At 65.6% G+C, this 14,618-nt stretch carries 15 protein-coding genes; 5 read left to right on the top strand and 10 right to left on the bottom strand.

Features of this window, described 5'->3' with window-relative positions; genetic code table 11:
- Positions 1-12: 12 nt before the first annotated feature.
- Entirely contained in the window at positions 13-249 is a 237-nt protein-coding gene (gene tatA, locus ACN9MB_RS02575; RefSeq protein ID WP_204636770.1) for a twin-arginine translocase TatA/TatE family subunit, read from the bottom strand.
- Positions 250-315: 66 nt separating this feature from the next.
- Complete coding sequence (locus tag ACN9MB_RS02570; RefSeq protein ID WP_426270682.1) at positions 316-1,005, bottom strand: lipid-binding SYLF domain-containing protein; 690 nt, start codon at positions 1,003-1,005, stop codon at positions 316-318.
- Positions 1,006-1,117: 112 nt separating this feature from the next.
- On the opposite strand from ACN9MB_RS02570, the gene hemH reads away from it, so the two are divergent.
- The 4 genes from hemH (at position 1,118) to ACN9MB_RS02550 (ending at position 5,846) form a co-directional block, all read left to right on the top strand.
- A complete protein-coding gene (gene hemH, locus ACN9MB_RS02565; protein ID WP_426270681.1) occupies positions 1,118-2,182 on the top strand; it encodes a ferrochelatase in 1,065 nt (354 codons plus the stop codon).
- A complete protein-coding gene (locus ACN9MB_RS02560; RefSeq protein WP_426270680.1) occupies positions 2,179-3,036 on the top strand; it encodes an alpha/beta fold hydrolase in 858 nt (285 codons plus the stop codon). Before hemH ends, ACN9MB_RS02560 begins: the two co-directional genes overlap by 4 nt.
- 65 nt (positions 3,037-3,101) lie before the next feature.
- Positions 3,102-3,899, top strand: a complete 798-nt coding sequence (locus ACN9MB_RS02555) for a helix-turn-helix domain-containing protein (protein ID WP_426270679.1) — start codon at positions 3,102-3,104, stop codon at positions 3,897-3,899.
- Positions 3,900-3,971: 72 nt separating this feature from the next.
- Positions 3,972-5,846 carry an aspartyl protease family protein gene (locus ACN9MB_RS02550; protein ID WP_426270678.1) on the top strand — a complete coding sequence of 625 codons (1,875 nt, stop codon included), beginning with the start codon at positions 3,972-3,974 and terminating at the stop codon, positions 5,844-5,846.
- A gap of 101 nt (positions 5,847-5,947) precedes the next feature.
- On the opposite strand, the gene ACN9MB_RS02545 is transcribed toward ACN9MB_RS02550, so the two are convergent.
- The 8 genes from ACN9MB_RS02545 to ACN9MB_RS02510 form a co-directional block, all read right to left on the bottom strand.
- On the bottom strand, positions 5,948-6,397 hold the full coding sequence (locus ACN9MB_RS02545; RefSeq protein ID WP_426270677.1) for an REP-associated tyrosine transposase: 450 nt from the start codon (positions 6,395-6,397) through the stop codon (positions 5,948-5,950).
- Positions 6,398-6,719: 322 nt separating this feature from the next.
- A complete protein-coding gene (locus tag ACN9MB_RS02540; RefSeq protein ID WP_426270676.1) occupies positions 6,720-7,292 on the bottom strand; it encodes a DUF6491 family protein in 573 nt (190 codons plus the stop codon).
- 30 nt (positions 7,293-7,322) lie between these two features.
- Positions 7,323-9,026: a dipeptidyl-peptidase 3 family protein gene (locus ACN9MB_RS02535; RefSeq protein WP_426270675.1), complete on the bottom strand. Its 1,704-nt coding sequence runs from the start codon at positions 9,024-9,026 to the stop codon at positions 7,323-7,325.
- 129 nt (positions 9,027-9,155) lie between these two features.
- Positions 9,156-10,358, bottom strand: a complete 1,203-nt coding sequence (locus ACN9MB_RS02530; RefSeq protein WP_426271874.1) for an ABC transporter permease — start codon at positions 10,356-10,358, stop codon at positions 9,156-9,158.
- 2 nt (positions 10,359-10,360) lie between these two features.
- Positions 10,361-11,095: an ATP-binding cassette domain-containing protein gene (locus ACN9MB_RS02525; protein WP_426270674.1), complete on the bottom strand. Its 735-nt coding sequence runs from the start codon at positions 11,093-11,095 to the stop codon at positions 10,361-10,363.
- Positions 11,092-12,669 (bottom strand): alpha/beta hydrolase, encoded by a 1,578-nt coding sequence (locus ACN9MB_RS02520; RefSeq protein WP_426270673.1) that lies wholly within the window; start codon positions 12,667-12,669, stop codon positions 11,092-11,094. The genes ACN9MB_RS02525 and ACN9MB_RS02520 overlap by 4 nt, the downstream gene beginning before the upstream one ends.
- Positions 12,670-12,682: 13 nt before the next feature.
- On the bottom strand, positions 12,683-12,916 hold the full coding sequence (locus ACN9MB_RS02515) for a helix-turn-helix transcriptional regulator (RefSeq protein ID WP_204636782.1): 234 nt from the start codon (positions 12,914-12,916) through the stop codon (positions 12,683-12,685).
- Positions 12,913-13,536, bottom strand: a complete 624-nt coding sequence (locus ACN9MB_RS02510) for a hypothetical protein (protein WP_426270672.1) — start codon at positions 13,534-13,536, stop codon at positions 12,913-12,915. The genes ACN9MB_RS02515 and ACN9MB_RS02510 overlap by 4 nt, the downstream gene beginning before the upstream one ends.
- 453 nt (positions 13,537-13,989) lie before the next feature.
- On the opposite strand from ACN9MB_RS02510, the gene ACN9MB_RS02505 reads away from it, so the two are divergent.
- Positions 13,990-14,547, top strand: a complete 558-nt coding sequence (locus tag ACN9MB_RS02505; protein ID WP_426270671.1) for a fimbrial protein — start codon at positions 13,990-13,992, stop codon at positions 14,545-14,547.
- Positions 14,548-14,618 lie beyond the last annotated feature (71 nt).

The raw sequence follows: 14,618 nt of genomic DNA, 5'->3' as shown, positions 1-14,618 counted from the left end.
GCTGCCGTGACCTTACTTCGGTTCGGTGGTGTCGTGCTGGTTCTGGGTCTGCGTGGGGCCGGCGGGCGGCGGATCGGCGCGCAGGCTCGCGTTCGGATCGGTCGGCTTGGGGGCTTCTTCGCCGCCGTCCAGACCTTTCTTGAAGTCGCGGACGGCGCCACCCAGGTCGCCTCCGATATTACGCAGCTTCTTGGTGCCGAAGATCAGCACGACAACGACCAGCAGGATAAGTAGATGGGTGATGCTCATTGAATCAGGCCTCGGAAATGGTAGCGGCGGAACGAAACCGTCACGCCGTCGCGCCGCCGCTCCACATCATCGCTGAGTGTACTCCTCAAGGCGATCCCTGAAATCGACCACCTGCGACGGCACGTTGCCCACGCCGCCCTCGAAGATCCGGCGCGGGGTGATGCCCTTGCCGTAGATGGCCTCGTTGGCGTCGTAGTCGATGCGCAGGGCGGAGCCGTCCAGGGCCACGCCCGCAAACAGGCCGCGGGAGCGGGAATAGGAGTAGATCTCGGCCTTGAAGTCGCTGTCGGTGGAGGCCTGGGCGGTGCGGCCCACCGGGCCGGCGGCCGCGGCAGCGTCCGCGCCGAGCGTGAATTTGCCGTTGACGATGCTATCCACGCCGCGCTGGGTGCGGAACACCAGGATCACGTCGGTGGACGAGGCGCCGGCCTGGAAGCCGATGCTGCCGCCGGTCATGCTGATGAAGCTGGGGTTGGACCAGGTACCGTCCGGACCCTTCACCGAGATCAGGCCCTCGCCGCGGCGGCCGCCGAAGACGAAGCCGACCTTGAGCAGGTCCGGGATCACCGCGATCGCCTTGGCCTGCTTGAGCAGGTCGGTCGGGATCGACTTGTCCGGCGCCTCCATGATCTCGTTCAACACGCGCACGGCGTTCTGGGCGCGCACCAGCGGCGGGTCTTCGGCGTGCGCGGCCATTGCCGGCAGCAGCAGGACCACGGAGGCGAGCAACAGACGGTGCAGCGATGTTTTGAACATGGACGACTCCTTCAGCTGGAATTCTTCGGCAGGGCGGCCTGCGGCGATCCTCGCCACGGCAGCCTCGACGGCTTGTGGCAGACTTGCGACGGTTTTATCCGCCAGAGCCACGATGCCACGCAGCGATGACTATACCGGCGTTGCCGGTACTTCCCGAGAGCTTCCCGTTCAGGCTGCAGTGCTGTTGGTGAACCTCGGCACACCGGAGGCGCCCACGGCCAAGGCGGTGCGCCCGTACCTGGCCCAGTTCCTGGGCGACCGACGCGTGATCGATTACCCGCGCTGGCTGTGGTGGTTGATCCTGCACGGGGTGATCCTGCGCGTGCGCCCTGCCCGCTCGGCGCATGCCTACCAGCGCATCTGGACGCCCGAAGGCTCGCCGCTGCGCGTGGGTAGCGAGGCGCTGGCGGCGCGATTGCAGGAAAAGCTGTCGCAGGCATGCAGGGAGCCGGTACGGGTGGTGTTGGCGATGCGCTATGGCCAGCCCTCGGTGCCGTCGCAGATCGAGCGGCTGCAACGCGAAGGCGTGCGTCGCCTACTAGTACTGCCGCTGTATCCACAATATTCCGCCACCTCCACCGGCTCGGTGCTCGACGCCGTGGCCGAGGCCATGCAGTCGCTGCGCTGGCCGCCGGAGCTGCGCCTGATCAACGACTATCACGACGATCCCGCGCACATCGACGCGCTCGCCCGCAGCATCGAGCAGCACTGGGCCACGCGCGGCCGCGGCGAGCGGCTGCTGCTGTCCTTCCACGGCATTCCCGAACGCTATGTGCGCGAAGGCGATCCGTATTTCGACCAATGCCAGGCCACCGCGGGCGCGCTGCGCCAGCGGCTGGCGCTGGACGAATCGCAGATGCTGGTGAGCTTCCAGTCGCGCGTGGGCCGCGAATCGTGGCTGCATCCGTATACCGATGCCACCGTGCGCGAACTGGCCGCCAGCGGCGTGAAGACGCTCGATGTGGCCTGCCCCGGCTTCGCGGTGGATTGCCTGGAAACGCTCGAAGAGATCGCCATGCAGAACAACGACTTCTTCCGCGAAGCGGGCGGCAGCGAGCTGCGCTACATCCCCGCGCTCAACGACACGCCCGATCAGGTCGACAGCCTGGCCGCGCTGGTGATGCGCCACGGCGGCGGCTGGAAGGACTTCGCGCCGCGCGGCGACAGCACGCCGTGAGCGCGCCGGTCGAGCGCGACGTGCGACTGCCGCATCTGCGCCTCAGCGCGCAGGTGTGGGGCGACGAACAGGCGCCACCGCTGCTCGCCCTGCATGGCTGGCTCGACAACGCGGGTAGCTACGCCCGCCTCGCGCCGCTGCTGGCCGAACGCTGGCAGGTGATCGCGCTCGAATTGCCTGGCCATGGCCATTCCGATCATCTGCCGCCCGGCATGCACTATCACTTTGTCGATTACGTGCGCACGGTGTTGGGCGCGATCGATGCGCTGGGCCTCACGCGTTTTCACCTGATCGGCCACTCGCTGGGTGCGGGCATCGCGTCCATGGTGGCGGCCGCCAAGCCCGAACGCATCGATCGCCTGCTGTTGATCGAGGGCCTCGGCCCCATCGCCGACGACGGTCAACGCACCCTGCAGCAATTCCGCGATGCGATGGCGAGCGAGGCCACCGGCCGCTCGCTGCGCGCGTTTGCGTCGATCGACATGGCGATCAGCGCGCGCACCATGGCCAGCGGGCTGCCCGCCGAGCAGGCTCGTTCCATCGTGGAGCGCGGCCTGCGCAAGAGCGAGCATGGCTGGTATTGGCGCAGCGATGCGCGGGTCAATCGCCCCTCGTCGATCCGCCTGGCGGAAGCACAGGTGCGCGCGATCCTGCGCGGCATCGCCTCGCCCACCGCCCTACTGCTCGCCCGGCCCGATACGCCCTACCTGCCCGGTCCTCTCATGCAGGCACGCGCTGCCTGCGTGGACGACATCGCGGTGACGCCCCTGGACGGCGGCCATCATCTGCACCTGGAACATCCCGATGCCGTCGCTGCCTGGGCAGCTGCCCATATCGAGGCCGCGCATGCATGAATGGCGGAGCCCCGGCCTGACCGACGGCACATGCCCGGCGGTGGCGGCGGCCTAGACTGTCAGCCATGCAGCATTTTCAACGCACCAACTACGGCCAGCCCGAGCAATTGCGGCAACTGGGCGGCCTGCAGATTTCCGCGACGCCGTATGCGGGCGACGGCGCGCTGCCGCTGCACGAACACGACGACGCCTATCTCTGCCTGGTGGCGGCGGGTAGCTATACGCAGCAATCGGGCGGCGCCGAGATTCAATGCCAGCCGGGTTTGTTGCTGACGCATCCGCAAGGCCATCGGCACGCCAACCGGTTCGGGCCGCAGGGCGCGCGCTGCATCAGCATCTTTTTTACCGACATGGCCGGCGAAGGCGTCTCGCGCCTGCTCGGCGAACATCGCCAGTTGCGCCTGGCCGACGCCGACCGCCTGCTCGCCCGCATCGCCCGCGAACTGCGCGCCACCGACGATGCCGCGGCGCTGGCCCTGCAATCGGCGGTGCTGGAACTGGTCGCGCAGGCCTGTCGCGCCGACGACGAGCGACGGCCGGCGTGGCTGCAGCAGGTGCTCGACCGCCTGCACGACGATCCGCTGGCCACGCCCTCGCTGCAGGAACTGGCCGCGCTGGCGGGCGTGCATCCTTCGCATCTCGCGCGCAGTTTCCAGCGCGCCAAGGGCGCCTCGGTGGGCGAATACCAGCGCGGTTTGCGCATCGCGCTGGCGCGCAAGGCGCTGGCCGAACCCCACCGCTCCATCGCCGATGTGGCCGCGATGACCGGCTTCAACGACCAGAGCCATTTCGCCCGCGTGTTCCGGCGCATCACGGGAGAGACGCCCCGTGACTATCGGCATCGACTGCAACGCGCGTGCTGATATGCCACGCGCGTGCTAGACCGGACGCGCGGCCGGATCGACCATGGACGCACCCGACCAAGGAGTGTCCCCATGTTGCATCCTGTCCGCCCCCTGCTTGGCCTGTTGCTCGCCGGCGCGCTGAGCCAGGCCCTGGCCGCCTCCGCCGATGACAGCGCCACGCTGCTGGGCAGCATGCGCCAGGCCTATGGCGCCGCTCGCTGGAACGAGGTCGCCGCGCTGCAGGCCACCGGCAAGGAGACCAGCGACGGACTTACCGGATCCTGGCAGGCCACCGTGGACCTGCGCACCGGCCAGTACGCCACGCGCGCGCGCAACGAGGTTTTCGGAAGCGCAGGAGGCATCGACGCTCGGGGGCAGTGGCGCGAGGACGCGACCGGCCTGATCCATCCGCTGGATTCGGACGAAGCACGCACGGTGGCCGTCACCGAGAGCTGGCTGCGCCGCTTCGGCTTTCTCGATGCGCAGTCGGCGGTGACCTATCGCCGGCTGCCCGATGCGCAGGATAACGGCCATACCTACCAGCGCGTGGAAGCCACGCCCGCGGGCGGACGCCTGGTCACGCTGTGGATCGACCCGGGTACGCATCGGCTGGATCGCGCGATCTATGCCACCTCGTTCCTGGTCGCCACCGAACGCTATGGCGACTACCGTGCCGTGGACGGACTGCAGCTGCCGTTTCGCATCAACAGTTCGCGCGCCAACCTCGCTGGCAATGCCGATGGCGAGAGCGACGATGTGGTCGAGCGTTACCAGCTGCTGAGCAGCGTGCCCAAGGCCGAGCTGCAACGCCCCGACGGCAAGGTGCGCGACGTGAGCATGGCCAACGGCGCGCGTGACGCTGTGACACCGATGCACATCGAGGGCGGCATCGTGCTGGTCGATGTGAGCATCGATGGACGTCCGCCGATGCCCTTCATCCTCGATACGGGCGGCCACGCGATCCTCACCACGGATGCGGCGAAGCAGATGGGTTACCAGACCCAGGGGCAAGGCGTGAGCGGCGGCTCGGGCTCCGGCACCATGAGCACCTCCTACACCAAGGTGCACGACACCGCGCTGGGCAATGCGCACGTGCGCGACCTCACCTATTCCGTGCTGCCCTATCCCTTCAGCTTCTACGAACGCGGCAAGCAGACGCCGATTGCCGGCATCCTCGGCCTGGAGATGTTCGAGCGTTTCGCCATCACCTTCGACAACGACCACCAGCAATTGCATCTGAAGCCCTATGACATGGGCGAGGCGCCGCCGGCGATGAAGGGCGACGCGGTAGCGTTGCGCTTCACCGACGACATGCCGCTGGTGCAGGCGCAATTGGACGGCCATACCGGCATGTTCGGCATCGACACCGGTAACGCCGGCTACCTGCTCATGTTCCCCCAATGGGCCACACGCAACGGCATTGCAGCGCGCTATGAAGCGGGCCTGCCGATTCCCACCGGCGGCGTCGGCGGCCTGTTCACCGCCCATGTCGCCCACGCCAAAGAACTCACCCTGGGCACGCAGCGCCTGGACAACCTGACCGCCATGCTCACCCGCACCGACGCCGGCGCCACCGGCAATCCGAGCGAGGCGGGCAATATCGGCCAGGACGTGCTGACCCGCTTCAACGTGCACTTCGACTACCGCCGCCAGCAAATGGTGTTGATGCCGCGCAACCCCGCACCGGTGTGGCACTACGGCATGGCCGGCTTCCGCGCCGAAAAGAGCAAGGGGCAACCGGACCGCTTCAAGGTCATCAACGTGATGCCCGGCAGTCCCGCCCAACAAGCCGGACTGAAACAGGGCGACGCCATCATGGCGGCCAATGGGAAATCGTCCGCCGAGCTGAGCTTCGGCAGACTGCGCGAACTGAGCATGCATCTGCCGGAGGGCACGCCGCTGACGCTGACGCTGGCGGACGGGCGCGAGCTGAAGATGATGATGCGGGACTTGGCGCCTAAATAGGAGCGATCTCCGACCTGTGGGAGCTTACTTGTACGCGACAACCTGACGGAGCAAGACATCCGCTCGCAAGTGTCGCGCACAAGTGCGATCCCACAACAGAACTACAGCCAGATGCAGTCCCAGTAGGGATAGTCGAGCACGTGGCTGACTAAACCGGCACGCAGCGGATTGGCGACGATGTAGCGCGCAACTGCTTTGATGTCATCGTCCTGGCGAAGTGCTCGATCATGATAGCCAGGAGCCCAGACAGCGGGCGAACAGTGTAGTCGCCTTGATATCGCAGACTTGAAGCGACGCATAACGGTCGTGACTTCATCACGGTCGCCAAGCTGCACCAGGCCATGCCAGTGATCCGGCATCAACACCCAGCACAGCAACGATGCGTCACCCCAATGGCTGACTTCGTAGATGCAGCGACATGCCTCACGGGCAAGGTCGACATCTTTGAACAGAGGACGCCGGCAAGCCGTTACTGCCGTGAGCAGATATATGTGCCCCGGGAGGGAGACGCGGCCGGCGCGTAGAGTGCGATAGCCGTAGCGTGGCTTCATGCTCCGACGATTGCATCACCGCAGGTTATGCGACATCGGAAGACCATGGTGTCTTCTGTAAGAGCCAAGCTCGTAGCGAGGGCAGCACTCCTGCGAACCCCTTGTGGGAGCGCACTTGTGCGCGACAACCTGACGGAGCGGCGCACCCATGTGCATACGTCGCGCACAAGTGCGCTCCCACAATGAACGCTGTCATCAGCAACGCTGCTCGTATAGCGCCGAATCGCAACTCTCGCACCACGATGAGTTGGCTAGCCCTGGCTCCGTTGTGTCGCGCACAGGGTGCGCTCCCACAGTGAACCGAACCTTTAGGCTGGTGACGCTACTTCGTGCGGCCGCTATCGGTCATCGCTTCGGTGCGGAATGCGGTCTCGTAACGCAGATCGGTGGCGTGCAGATTCGCGTCCGCAGGGGAGACCCAGCGATCGCGCGGCAGGGAGTGCAGACGCGAACCTAGCTCGCGCTTGTCGACCGACTGGATCGCTACGGACTGGCATTCGCGCGCGATGCCCGATTCGAGCGAGACGATGTGATCGTCCGCCAGCACCGGCTGGTCGCATGCCGCGTCGGTGGTGACCAGCCACACGTCTTTGTGGGAACCGTCGACGGTATAGAAGGCCACGCGGTGATCGCCGAGCGGATCCACGCTGGTGATCCGGGCCGATTCGGGAACGCCGGTGACCTTCTGGCCCGCCGACTTCACATAGGCCTGACGCTGGGCGGCCTGCGCGTCCTTGTTGCTATCCGCCAAGGCTGCACCGGCAGTGCAGATCGACGCGGTTGCGGCCAAACCCAACACCAGACTCTTGCACATCGTCATGGCAATGCTCCCTGCGCGAGTGGTTAGTCGCTCTTTTTTATGACCAGCACCGCGCAGGATCAATCGGCGGCGCATGAAGTTTTCTTCATGCGCCGCATCGACGCGTTACGGCTTGGACAAGCCGAGCGTTTCCAGGCCCTGCTCGAAGGTGACATCCACCGGGATCTTCGCCTGGTCCAGGCGCTTCAGGTCACCTGCCAGGGTCGCGTCGACATTGCCCATGGTTTCGGTGAGTTTCCTGGCCGCGTCGTAGTCGCCATCGCCCTGGATGGCGAGCAGCTTGGCCGAAAGCGCGTTCATCGCGGCGGTCATCTTGTCGAAGTCGACGCGATAGCGACCGCTGGCCGCGTCGCGGGTGAAGGCGCCCTGCTGCTGGAAGAAGTTGAAGCGCACCATGTTCGCCTTGGCGTGCGCGTCGCTGGCGCCGAAGCGCACCGAGCGCAGGATGCCGGCAAGGAAGGTGACGTAGTTGTCCGTCAGCTTGGCCTTGTCCAGCTCGCCCTTGTCGGCCAGCTTGCTGACCATGTACAGGCCGAGGATATCCGCCTTGCCTTCCTCGAAGCTCGACGCCTGATCCTTCAGCGCGGTGCGCACCATGCCCTTGCCGTTGAGCGTGTTCTTGATGCCCAGGCCGTGCGCAACTTCGTGGAACATGGTGTTCTCGAAGAACGCATCGAAGGTAAGGTGCGACTGCTGGTCGTCGACGATCAGCTCCTTGGCAATCGGCAGCATGATCTTGTCGAACTTCGCCTGCATCACGTTTTCCAGCTGCAGGCGGCGCGTGCCTTTCTTCAGCTGCACTTCCTCGTCGTTGGGAAGATTGATGGCGATGGTCTTGGCGCCGACATTCGCATCGCCCGCGTAGTACACGGCGAAATACGCGTTGAGATCGGCGTCGGCACCGGGCTTCTCGGCCTTGTACCTGTCGTCCACCGGCAGCTCGCGCTGCAGTTCGGGCAGGTATTTGGCGAAGCGCGCGAGCTTGGCGCTCCACGCCTGATCCTTCACCAGCACGTAGCTCTCGTAGCTGGCCTTGTAGCCGAACAACTGGTCTTCATAGGTTTCGATCGGACCGATCACGATGTCGACAGGATTGTTCTTCATCGACATCCAGGCGAAATCGCTGGGGCGATAGTCGTCGCTCAACAGGGCATCGGCGCGCTTCTTCAAGTAGCTGGCGAATTCCTTGTCGGCCGAAAGATCGGCGGCCTGGCGCAACAGCCCGGCCGCGCGTTCCAGGTCGGCCTTGTAGGCCACGTGGTAGGGCACCGTCACCAGCTTGTTCTGCGCATCGCGACGCAGCAGCGTGTACAGGCCGGTCTTGTCCTTGAGATCGGCCTGGTCGAATTCGGTCTTGGTCATGTCGGCCGGATAGAACTGCGCGCCCAGGGGACGCGGCCCGACCCCGGCAACGAACGACTGGTCGTTGTCCAGGCGATCCCACGGACCGTAGTTGATCTCGGCAAAACGGCGCGTCACCTCGTCGGGAATGCGCGCCATCAGCGCGGCCTTGTCGCCCCACGACTGTTTCCAGTAGATGTCGTTGGTAACGTCGGCCGCCTCGATCAGCAGCGCGATCATCTGCTTCCGCTTGTCGTCGAACTGGGAGAGATCGGCGGTGAGTTTCACCGAGGCGTAGTTGGCCATGCGCTGCGCGGCGATGTCGGCATCGGTGGACGGCGGCGGCACCGCCGTCGCACTGCTGGCGGGCGACGGTGCGGACGCGGCGGCAGCGGGTGCATTGTCGTCGTGCGAGCTGCAGCCGGCCAGGACGGCGACGAGACTGAGGGCAAGCAGGTGGCGGCGCATGGGGTGTCCTAGTGGGAGGAAAAGCCCATGGTAGCGCGAGACTCACTCGGCGATGCCTCTCCCGGCCGTCATTCCGGCGCAGGCCGGAATGACGTAATTATCAGAACTGAGGCAACCCTGCCAGCGATCTCACCCCGAAATCGCCAACCGCTCGGACTGATACAGGCGCGCCGTCACCAGCACGCCGAGCACGGACGCAGCCAGGCTGCCGATCAGGCACAAGCCAAGCTGCTCAGGCGTGACGCCATCGCCGCGCAGCAGCTGCATGATGCCCAGGTGCTGGCCCAGCAGCGGCACGGCGTACATCCATCCTTGTGCCTTGATCGGCATGGTCGAGAGCAGGATGCTCGGCAGGATCGGTACGAACATCAGCAGCGACACGTACATCTGCGCTTCGCGATAACTCTTGGCGAACGCAGCCACCATCGACTGCAGGGCTGCCAACAGCACGATCAGCGGCAGCATCAACAGCAGCACCTGGCCACTGAAGCCCAGGCCGAGGTTGAGTTCCATGCCGAGTTTTTCGGTGGGCACGAAACGCCCCACCACGCCGAAGGCGACCAGGCTGATCAGCAGGCTCGCCGCCGAGAACGTGCAGATCGCGCCGAGCTTGCCGGCGAGGATTTTCCAGCGCGGCACCGGGTTGGCGAACAACGGTTCCAGCGACTGGCGCTCGCGCTCGCCGGCAGTGAGGTCGATCGCCAGATACATGCCGCCCATGAACACCGTGAGCACGAAGAAATACGGCAGGATCGAGAAGACCAACGCCGCACGCGCCTGCGCCGTGGCCTGGTCGCGCTTGGCGGCCACCACCGGCCATGCGGTGCTGGGCGACAGGCCGCGCGACACCAGGCGCATCGCACCTTGCTGGCGCGCATAGGTCTCGACCACGCTCGACAGGCGATCCACCGAAGCATTGGCATCACGCTGCGAGGAGTCGTAGATCAACTCCACCTGCACCGCTTCGCCCTTGCGCCAGGCGGTGGCGTAGTCGGGCGAGATGCGCAGCACCACGTCGGCGTCCTGCTTGCGCACGGCCAGTTCGGGATTGGCGATGGCCGGTTTCGGCACGATGCCTTCGGCTTTCAGCGCGTTGATCAGGTTCGGCGCGTATTCGGCGCCGCTCACCGGCACCGGCAGCGGCTTCTCGGCCTTGTCCAGCTGCCGGTTGAGGGTGATGTTGAGCAGCATCACCATGATGATCGGCCCCAGCAGCGGGCCGGTGAGGAAGGCGCTGGTGATGGTGCGCCGGTCGCGCAGGTTCTCGCGCACCTCTTTCATGAAGACCGTGACGAAGGCACGGGTGCGCATGATGGGCGTGGCGGTTTTCATGTTCATGCGGCGAGACCCTCTTCGCTGCCGATGATCTTCACGAAGGCGTCCTCGAGGTTGGCCTCACCGGTTTGTTCGCGCAGCGCAGCCGGCGTCTCGTCGGCCACCACGCGTCCGTTGGCGATCACCACGATGCGATCGCACAGCGCTCCCACCTCCTGCATGATGTGGCTGGAGAACAGCACGCAGCGTCCCTCGCTTTTCAGGTGCTGCATGAACTGGCGCAGCCCGCGCGTGGCCATCACGTCGAGACCGTTGGTGGGCTCGTCGAGAATGACGTTGCGCGGATCGTGGATGAGCGCGCGGGCAATCGCGGTCTTCACCCGTTGTCCCTGCGAAAAGCCCTCGGTGCGGCGGTCGGCGATGTCGGCCATGTCCAGCGCCTTCACCAGGGCCTCGCGGCGACTGTCGAGCAGATCCTCGGGCAAGCCGTGCAGGCGTGCGAAGTAGTCGATGTTCTCGCGCGCGGTGAGGCGCTTGTAGAGGCCGCGCGCATCGGGCAGCACGCCCAGCTCGCGGCGCACGGCCAGCGCGTCCTGGGCGGCATCGATGCCGTCCACCAGCACCTGGCCGCGGTCGGGCGTCATCAGGGTGTAGAGCATGCGCAGCGTGGTCGTCTTGCCGGCGCCGTTGGGACCGAGCAGGCCGGTGATCTCGCCATCGCGTGCCTTGAAGCTGACGCCGTCCACCGCCTTCACGGTGCCGAACGCTTTGTGCAAATCCCTTACCTCGATCATGGCGTCGCTCCGTTGAAATCGATGAACGTCGGCGTCGGCTGCAGTCGCTCCAGACAGGCAGCGTCCAGCGCCTTGGGATTGAGATCTTCGATGAAGTGCTTGACCAGCTGCGGCGCGCAGCCGGCATTGATCACGTTGTGGCCCTGGCCGGTAAGTACGAGATGGCGTGAATTGGGCAGGTTCTTCGCCACCTGCTCGCCGTAGCGCGGCGGCGTGACCGGATCGAACTGGCCGGAAAACAGCAGCACCGGCGTGTCGGTTTTGAGCGGCTGATGGAAGTCCGCCGGACGCGTGCCCTTGGGCCACACGGCGCACGAATTGCGCAGCGTGTCGACCATGCGCGTACCGAGAATGGTGTGCGCATCCTCTTCGCGCGGGACCAGCAGGTCGGCATCCTCGCTGCAGATCACCGCCAGCTGCATGCCGCCGTTCATGGTGTCGGACAGGTCGCCGGAAAGCAGCTTGGCCTGGCCCAGCAGCGGGCCGACGTCGCCGTGTGCCGCCGCGTCGATGGACAGCGGCAGCAGTGCGGCGGTGAGCGGCGAGTAGGCGAACATGCGCACCACGCTGGCCAGCGAGTATTCGCTCAGCGTGCGCTGCACGCTCTGGTAGTTCTGCGGATCGCGGAAGCTCACCTTGTGCGGGTTGGCGCGCAACGCATCGCGCAACTGATAGAGCGTCTGATACGGATCGCCGTAGCGCTTGCGGCACGCCTCTACCGCCGCGCATTGCGCGAACTGCGCCTTCAGCGCGTCTTCCAGGTCGGGCGCGAAGTCCTGGCCCAGCACCAGCTCGTTCGGCACCACGCCATCCAGCACCAGGCTGCGCACGGCCGCGGGATAACGCATCGCGTACTGCTGCGCCATGCGTGTGCCGTAGGACACGCCCACCAGGTCGAAAGTGGGCGACCCCAGCGCCTTGCGCACGTCTTCCAGATCCTGCGCGGCGATGGTGGTGGTGTAGTAGCGCGGGTCGGCCTTGCCCTCAAGCTGCTTGAGGCAACGCTCGGTCTCGCGCTTCTGGCTCTCGGCGCTGAGGTCGATGTCTTCGGAACCGCCTTCGGTGCCCTCGCCTTCGTCCTTGCAGGTAAGCGGGTTGGAACCGCCGGTGCCGCGCTGGTCGAGCAGCACCACGTGGCGATGCTGGACCAGCGGTGACAGCGCGCCCGACACGCCCGGCCACGATTCGGTCGCCGCCTGACCCGGTCCGCCCGCCAGCATCACCAGCATGTCCTTGCTGGCGACCTGCGCGCTGCTGCGGATCACCGCGAGCTTGAGGTGGATCTTGCGGCTGTTCGGATCGTCGCGATTCTCGGGCACCTCGAACGGCGCGCACCAGGCGGCGGTGGATAGCCCGCTGTTGGGTTGACCCAATTCGCAGGGCGTCAGCGTGAGCGAACCCAGCGTCCAGGTCTGCGGCTTGACCGGCGCGGACGGTGCCTGGGCCAGCGCGCTGGCCGTTGCAGCGCCATCGGGCGCCGCATTCGTCTGCGGATGAAAGTGCTTCCAGCCCAGCACGGACAGCGCGATGACCACGATGCCGATGCGAAAGGCGGTTCGGCCTTTGATTGCCATGGGTGTTTTCCCCTCACTCCATTGGATGTCGCGAAACCATCGGCGTTGCCGCCTGCGGTTCCGGTTCGAAGATCGATTCGATGGAAAGACCGAACAACCGCGCGATCTTGAACGCCAGCGGCAAGCTCGGATCGTACTTGCCGGTCTCGATGGCGTTCACCGTCTGGCGCGAGACGTCCAGGCGCTCGGCCAGGTCGGCCTGCGACCAGCCGCGTTCGCCGCGCAGTTCACGGATGCGGTTGATCATTCGCTGCGGGCACGCCAGACGAGGACGCAGCGGACAACCCCGTAGGTGATGCAGATGGCGGGGTACACCATCATCAGCGCCAATGAGCCGTTCAGCACGATCATCCGGGCCGCGCCGAGAAACCCCAGCGCGAGGCTTGCCACACACACCACGGACACGCCGATGGCGAGCGCGACGAGGTGCTGCAGCCGCTGCATTTCATCGCTGGCCAGCACGTAGCAAATGGAGCCCCAGATCACCCAGACGATCGGCACCACCGGCGACAGCACGGTCGCGGTCTTCAACCAGCCCGGCGGCATGCCTTGCTGCAGCGGCCACACGTAGAGCATGACCACCATGTACAGCAGCATGGCCGGCATGAACTGGCGCACGTAGCGGCGGTCGGCGGGGCGGCTCCGCTCGCGCATCAGGATCCGGCCGCTATGCACCAGCAGGGGCAGTCCGGCCGCGAACATCGCCAGGCCGAGCAGTCGAATGCCCTGGCTGCCCTTGAACATCAGCCAGAAACCGGCAAACAGCCATAGATAGAGCAAGGCGATCGCCAGCCAGCGTGCCCAGGCGGGCCAGCCGGCGATAGGCACCCTGCGGCTAGCGGCTTCCCACCATCCCGATGCGCTCACGCTGCACCGTCCTTCGCTGCCACGCGCTCCATGCCCGACCCCATGTCAAGTTGACTTGACATGAGGCTAGGCCTGTCGCCGGAACATGTCAAGCACGCTTTACATCCTAAAGGCCATATCGGCCGGATCCGGCAAAAACTTGAGCGTCCAATCGACAAAAATGTGACCCAATTTGCACATTGAGCTGCCCACAGCGTCCGTTGTGACACAGCTCGACTTACAAAAATCGTCACTTGCATTTAACAACTACCTCTCACTTTCTTCAGCTGGCGGGGTTTCCAGCGTCTCGTCGTGCTTGGCACGGGGGTTGCTTTACCGGCCGTAAGCGAACTGGCAGACGACCTCCCGGGGTCGGGCCGGAAGCCTAAGAAAGCGCAATCGGGGGGCACCTGCCCAAGGTCCGGAAGCGCGTCCAACACGATGTATCCCACCAAACGTTCAAAGGACATGGGTATGAAGAAGCTTCTCCTCTCCGCCGTGCTCGCCGCCTCCTTCGTGGCAATCTCGGCCAACGCCGCCACCACCAGCAGCGGCACCATCACCATCAAGGGCCAGGTCGTCTCCTCGACCTGTAACGTGGCCGTCAACGGTTCGCAGAACCCGACGATCACCCTGCCGACCTACGACACCAACACCCTGCTCTCGGGCGTGTCGGCTGGCTGGACCCCGGTCACCATGTCGCTGACGGGTTGCACGGCCGTCACCGGCCAGACCCAGGTGTTCCCGTACTTCACGGGCACCAGCATCGACACCGCCAGCGGCTACCTGAAGAACGCCACGGGCGCCGGCAACAGCAACGTGGAAGTGGCCTTCTCGACCACCCAGTCGATCTCCGGCGCGCTGCAGCTGCAGAACGGCTCGGGCGCCCAGGGCGCCGGTACCGCCACGCTGCCGACCACGGGCACCAATGCCCCGTCGTTCACCTACTACGCCGGTTACATCGCCTTCGGTGCCAACGCCACCGCCGGTGCCGTGAACACCAACGTGCAGTACGCGCTGAACTACCAGTAATCGCTGCAATGCCTGGTGCTGCGGCGGGCTCCCGCCGCAGCACTTTCCCTGTTTCGCCTCTGAGGTCTCCC

Origin of the sequence: Dyella kyungheensis, from assembly GCF_049913195.1 — a bacterium.
GTDB lineage: Bacteria > Pseudomonadota > Gammaproteobacteria > Xanthomonadales > Rhodanobacteraceae > Dyella > Dyella kyungheensis.
The sequence above is the reverse complement of the archived record's forward strand: the minus strand, read 5'-3'. Positions and strand labels throughout refer to the sequence as shown.

What these genes read in the sequence shown, in the direction of transcription:
- tatA (WP_204636770.1), bottom strand. Translation starts at nt 249, where the DNA reads ATGAGCATCACCCATCTACTTATCCTGCTGGTCGTTGTCGTGCTGATC.
- ACN9MB_RS02570 (WP_426270682.1), bottom strand. Translation starts at nt 1,005, where the DNA reads ATGTTCAAAACATCGCTGCACCGTCTGTTGCTCGCCTCCGTGGTCCTG.
- hemH (WP_426270681.1), top strand. Translation starts at nt 1,118, where the DNA reads ATGCCACGCAGCGATGACTATACCGGCGTTGCCGGTACTTCCCGAGAG.
- ACN9MB_RS02555 (WP_426270679.1), top strand. Translation starts at nt 3,102, where the DNA reads ATGCAGCATTTTCAACGCACCAACTACGGCCAGCCCGAGCAATTGCGG.
- ACN9MB_RS02550 (WP_426270678.1), top strand. Translation starts at nt 3,972, where the DNA reads ATGTTGCATCCTGTCCGCCCCCTGCTTGGCCTGTTGCTCGCCGGCGCG.
- ACN9MB_RS02545 (WP_426270677.1), bottom strand. Translation starts at nt 6,397, where the DNA reads ATGAAGCCACGCTACGGCTATCGCACTCTACGCGCCGGCCGCGTCTCC.
- ACN9MB_RS02540 (WP_426270676.1), bottom strand. Translation starts at nt 7,292, where the DNA reads ATGCGCCGCCGATTGATCCTGCGCGGTGCTGGTCATAAAAAAGAGCGA.
- ACN9MB_RS02535 (WP_426270675.1), bottom strand. Translation starts at nt 9,026, where the DNA reads ATGCGCCGCCACCTGCTTGCCCTCAGTCTCGTCGCCGTCCTGGCCGGC.
- ACN9MB_RS02530 (WP_426271874.1), bottom strand. Translation starts at nt 10,358, where the DNA reads ATGAAAACCGCCACGCCCATCATGCGCACCCGTGCCTTCGTCACGGTC.
- ACN9MB_RS02525 (WP_426270674.1), bottom strand. Translation starts at nt 11,095, where the DNA reads ATGATCGAGGTAAGGGATTTGCACAAAGCGTTCGGCACCGTGAAGGCG.
- ACN9MB_RS02520 (WP_426270673.1), bottom strand. Translation starts at nt 12,669, where the DNA reads ATGGCAATCAAAGGCCGAACCGCCTTTCGCATCGGCATCGTGGTCATC.
- ACN9MB_RS02515 (WP_204636782.1), bottom strand. Translation starts at nt 12,916, where the DNA reads ATGATCAACCGCATCCGTGAACTGCGCGGCGAACGCGGCTGGTCGCAG.
- ACN9MB_RS02505 (WP_426270671.1), top strand. Translation starts at nt 13,990, where the DNA reads ATGAAGAAGCTTCTCCTCTCCGCCGTGCTCGCCGCCTCCTTCGTGGCA.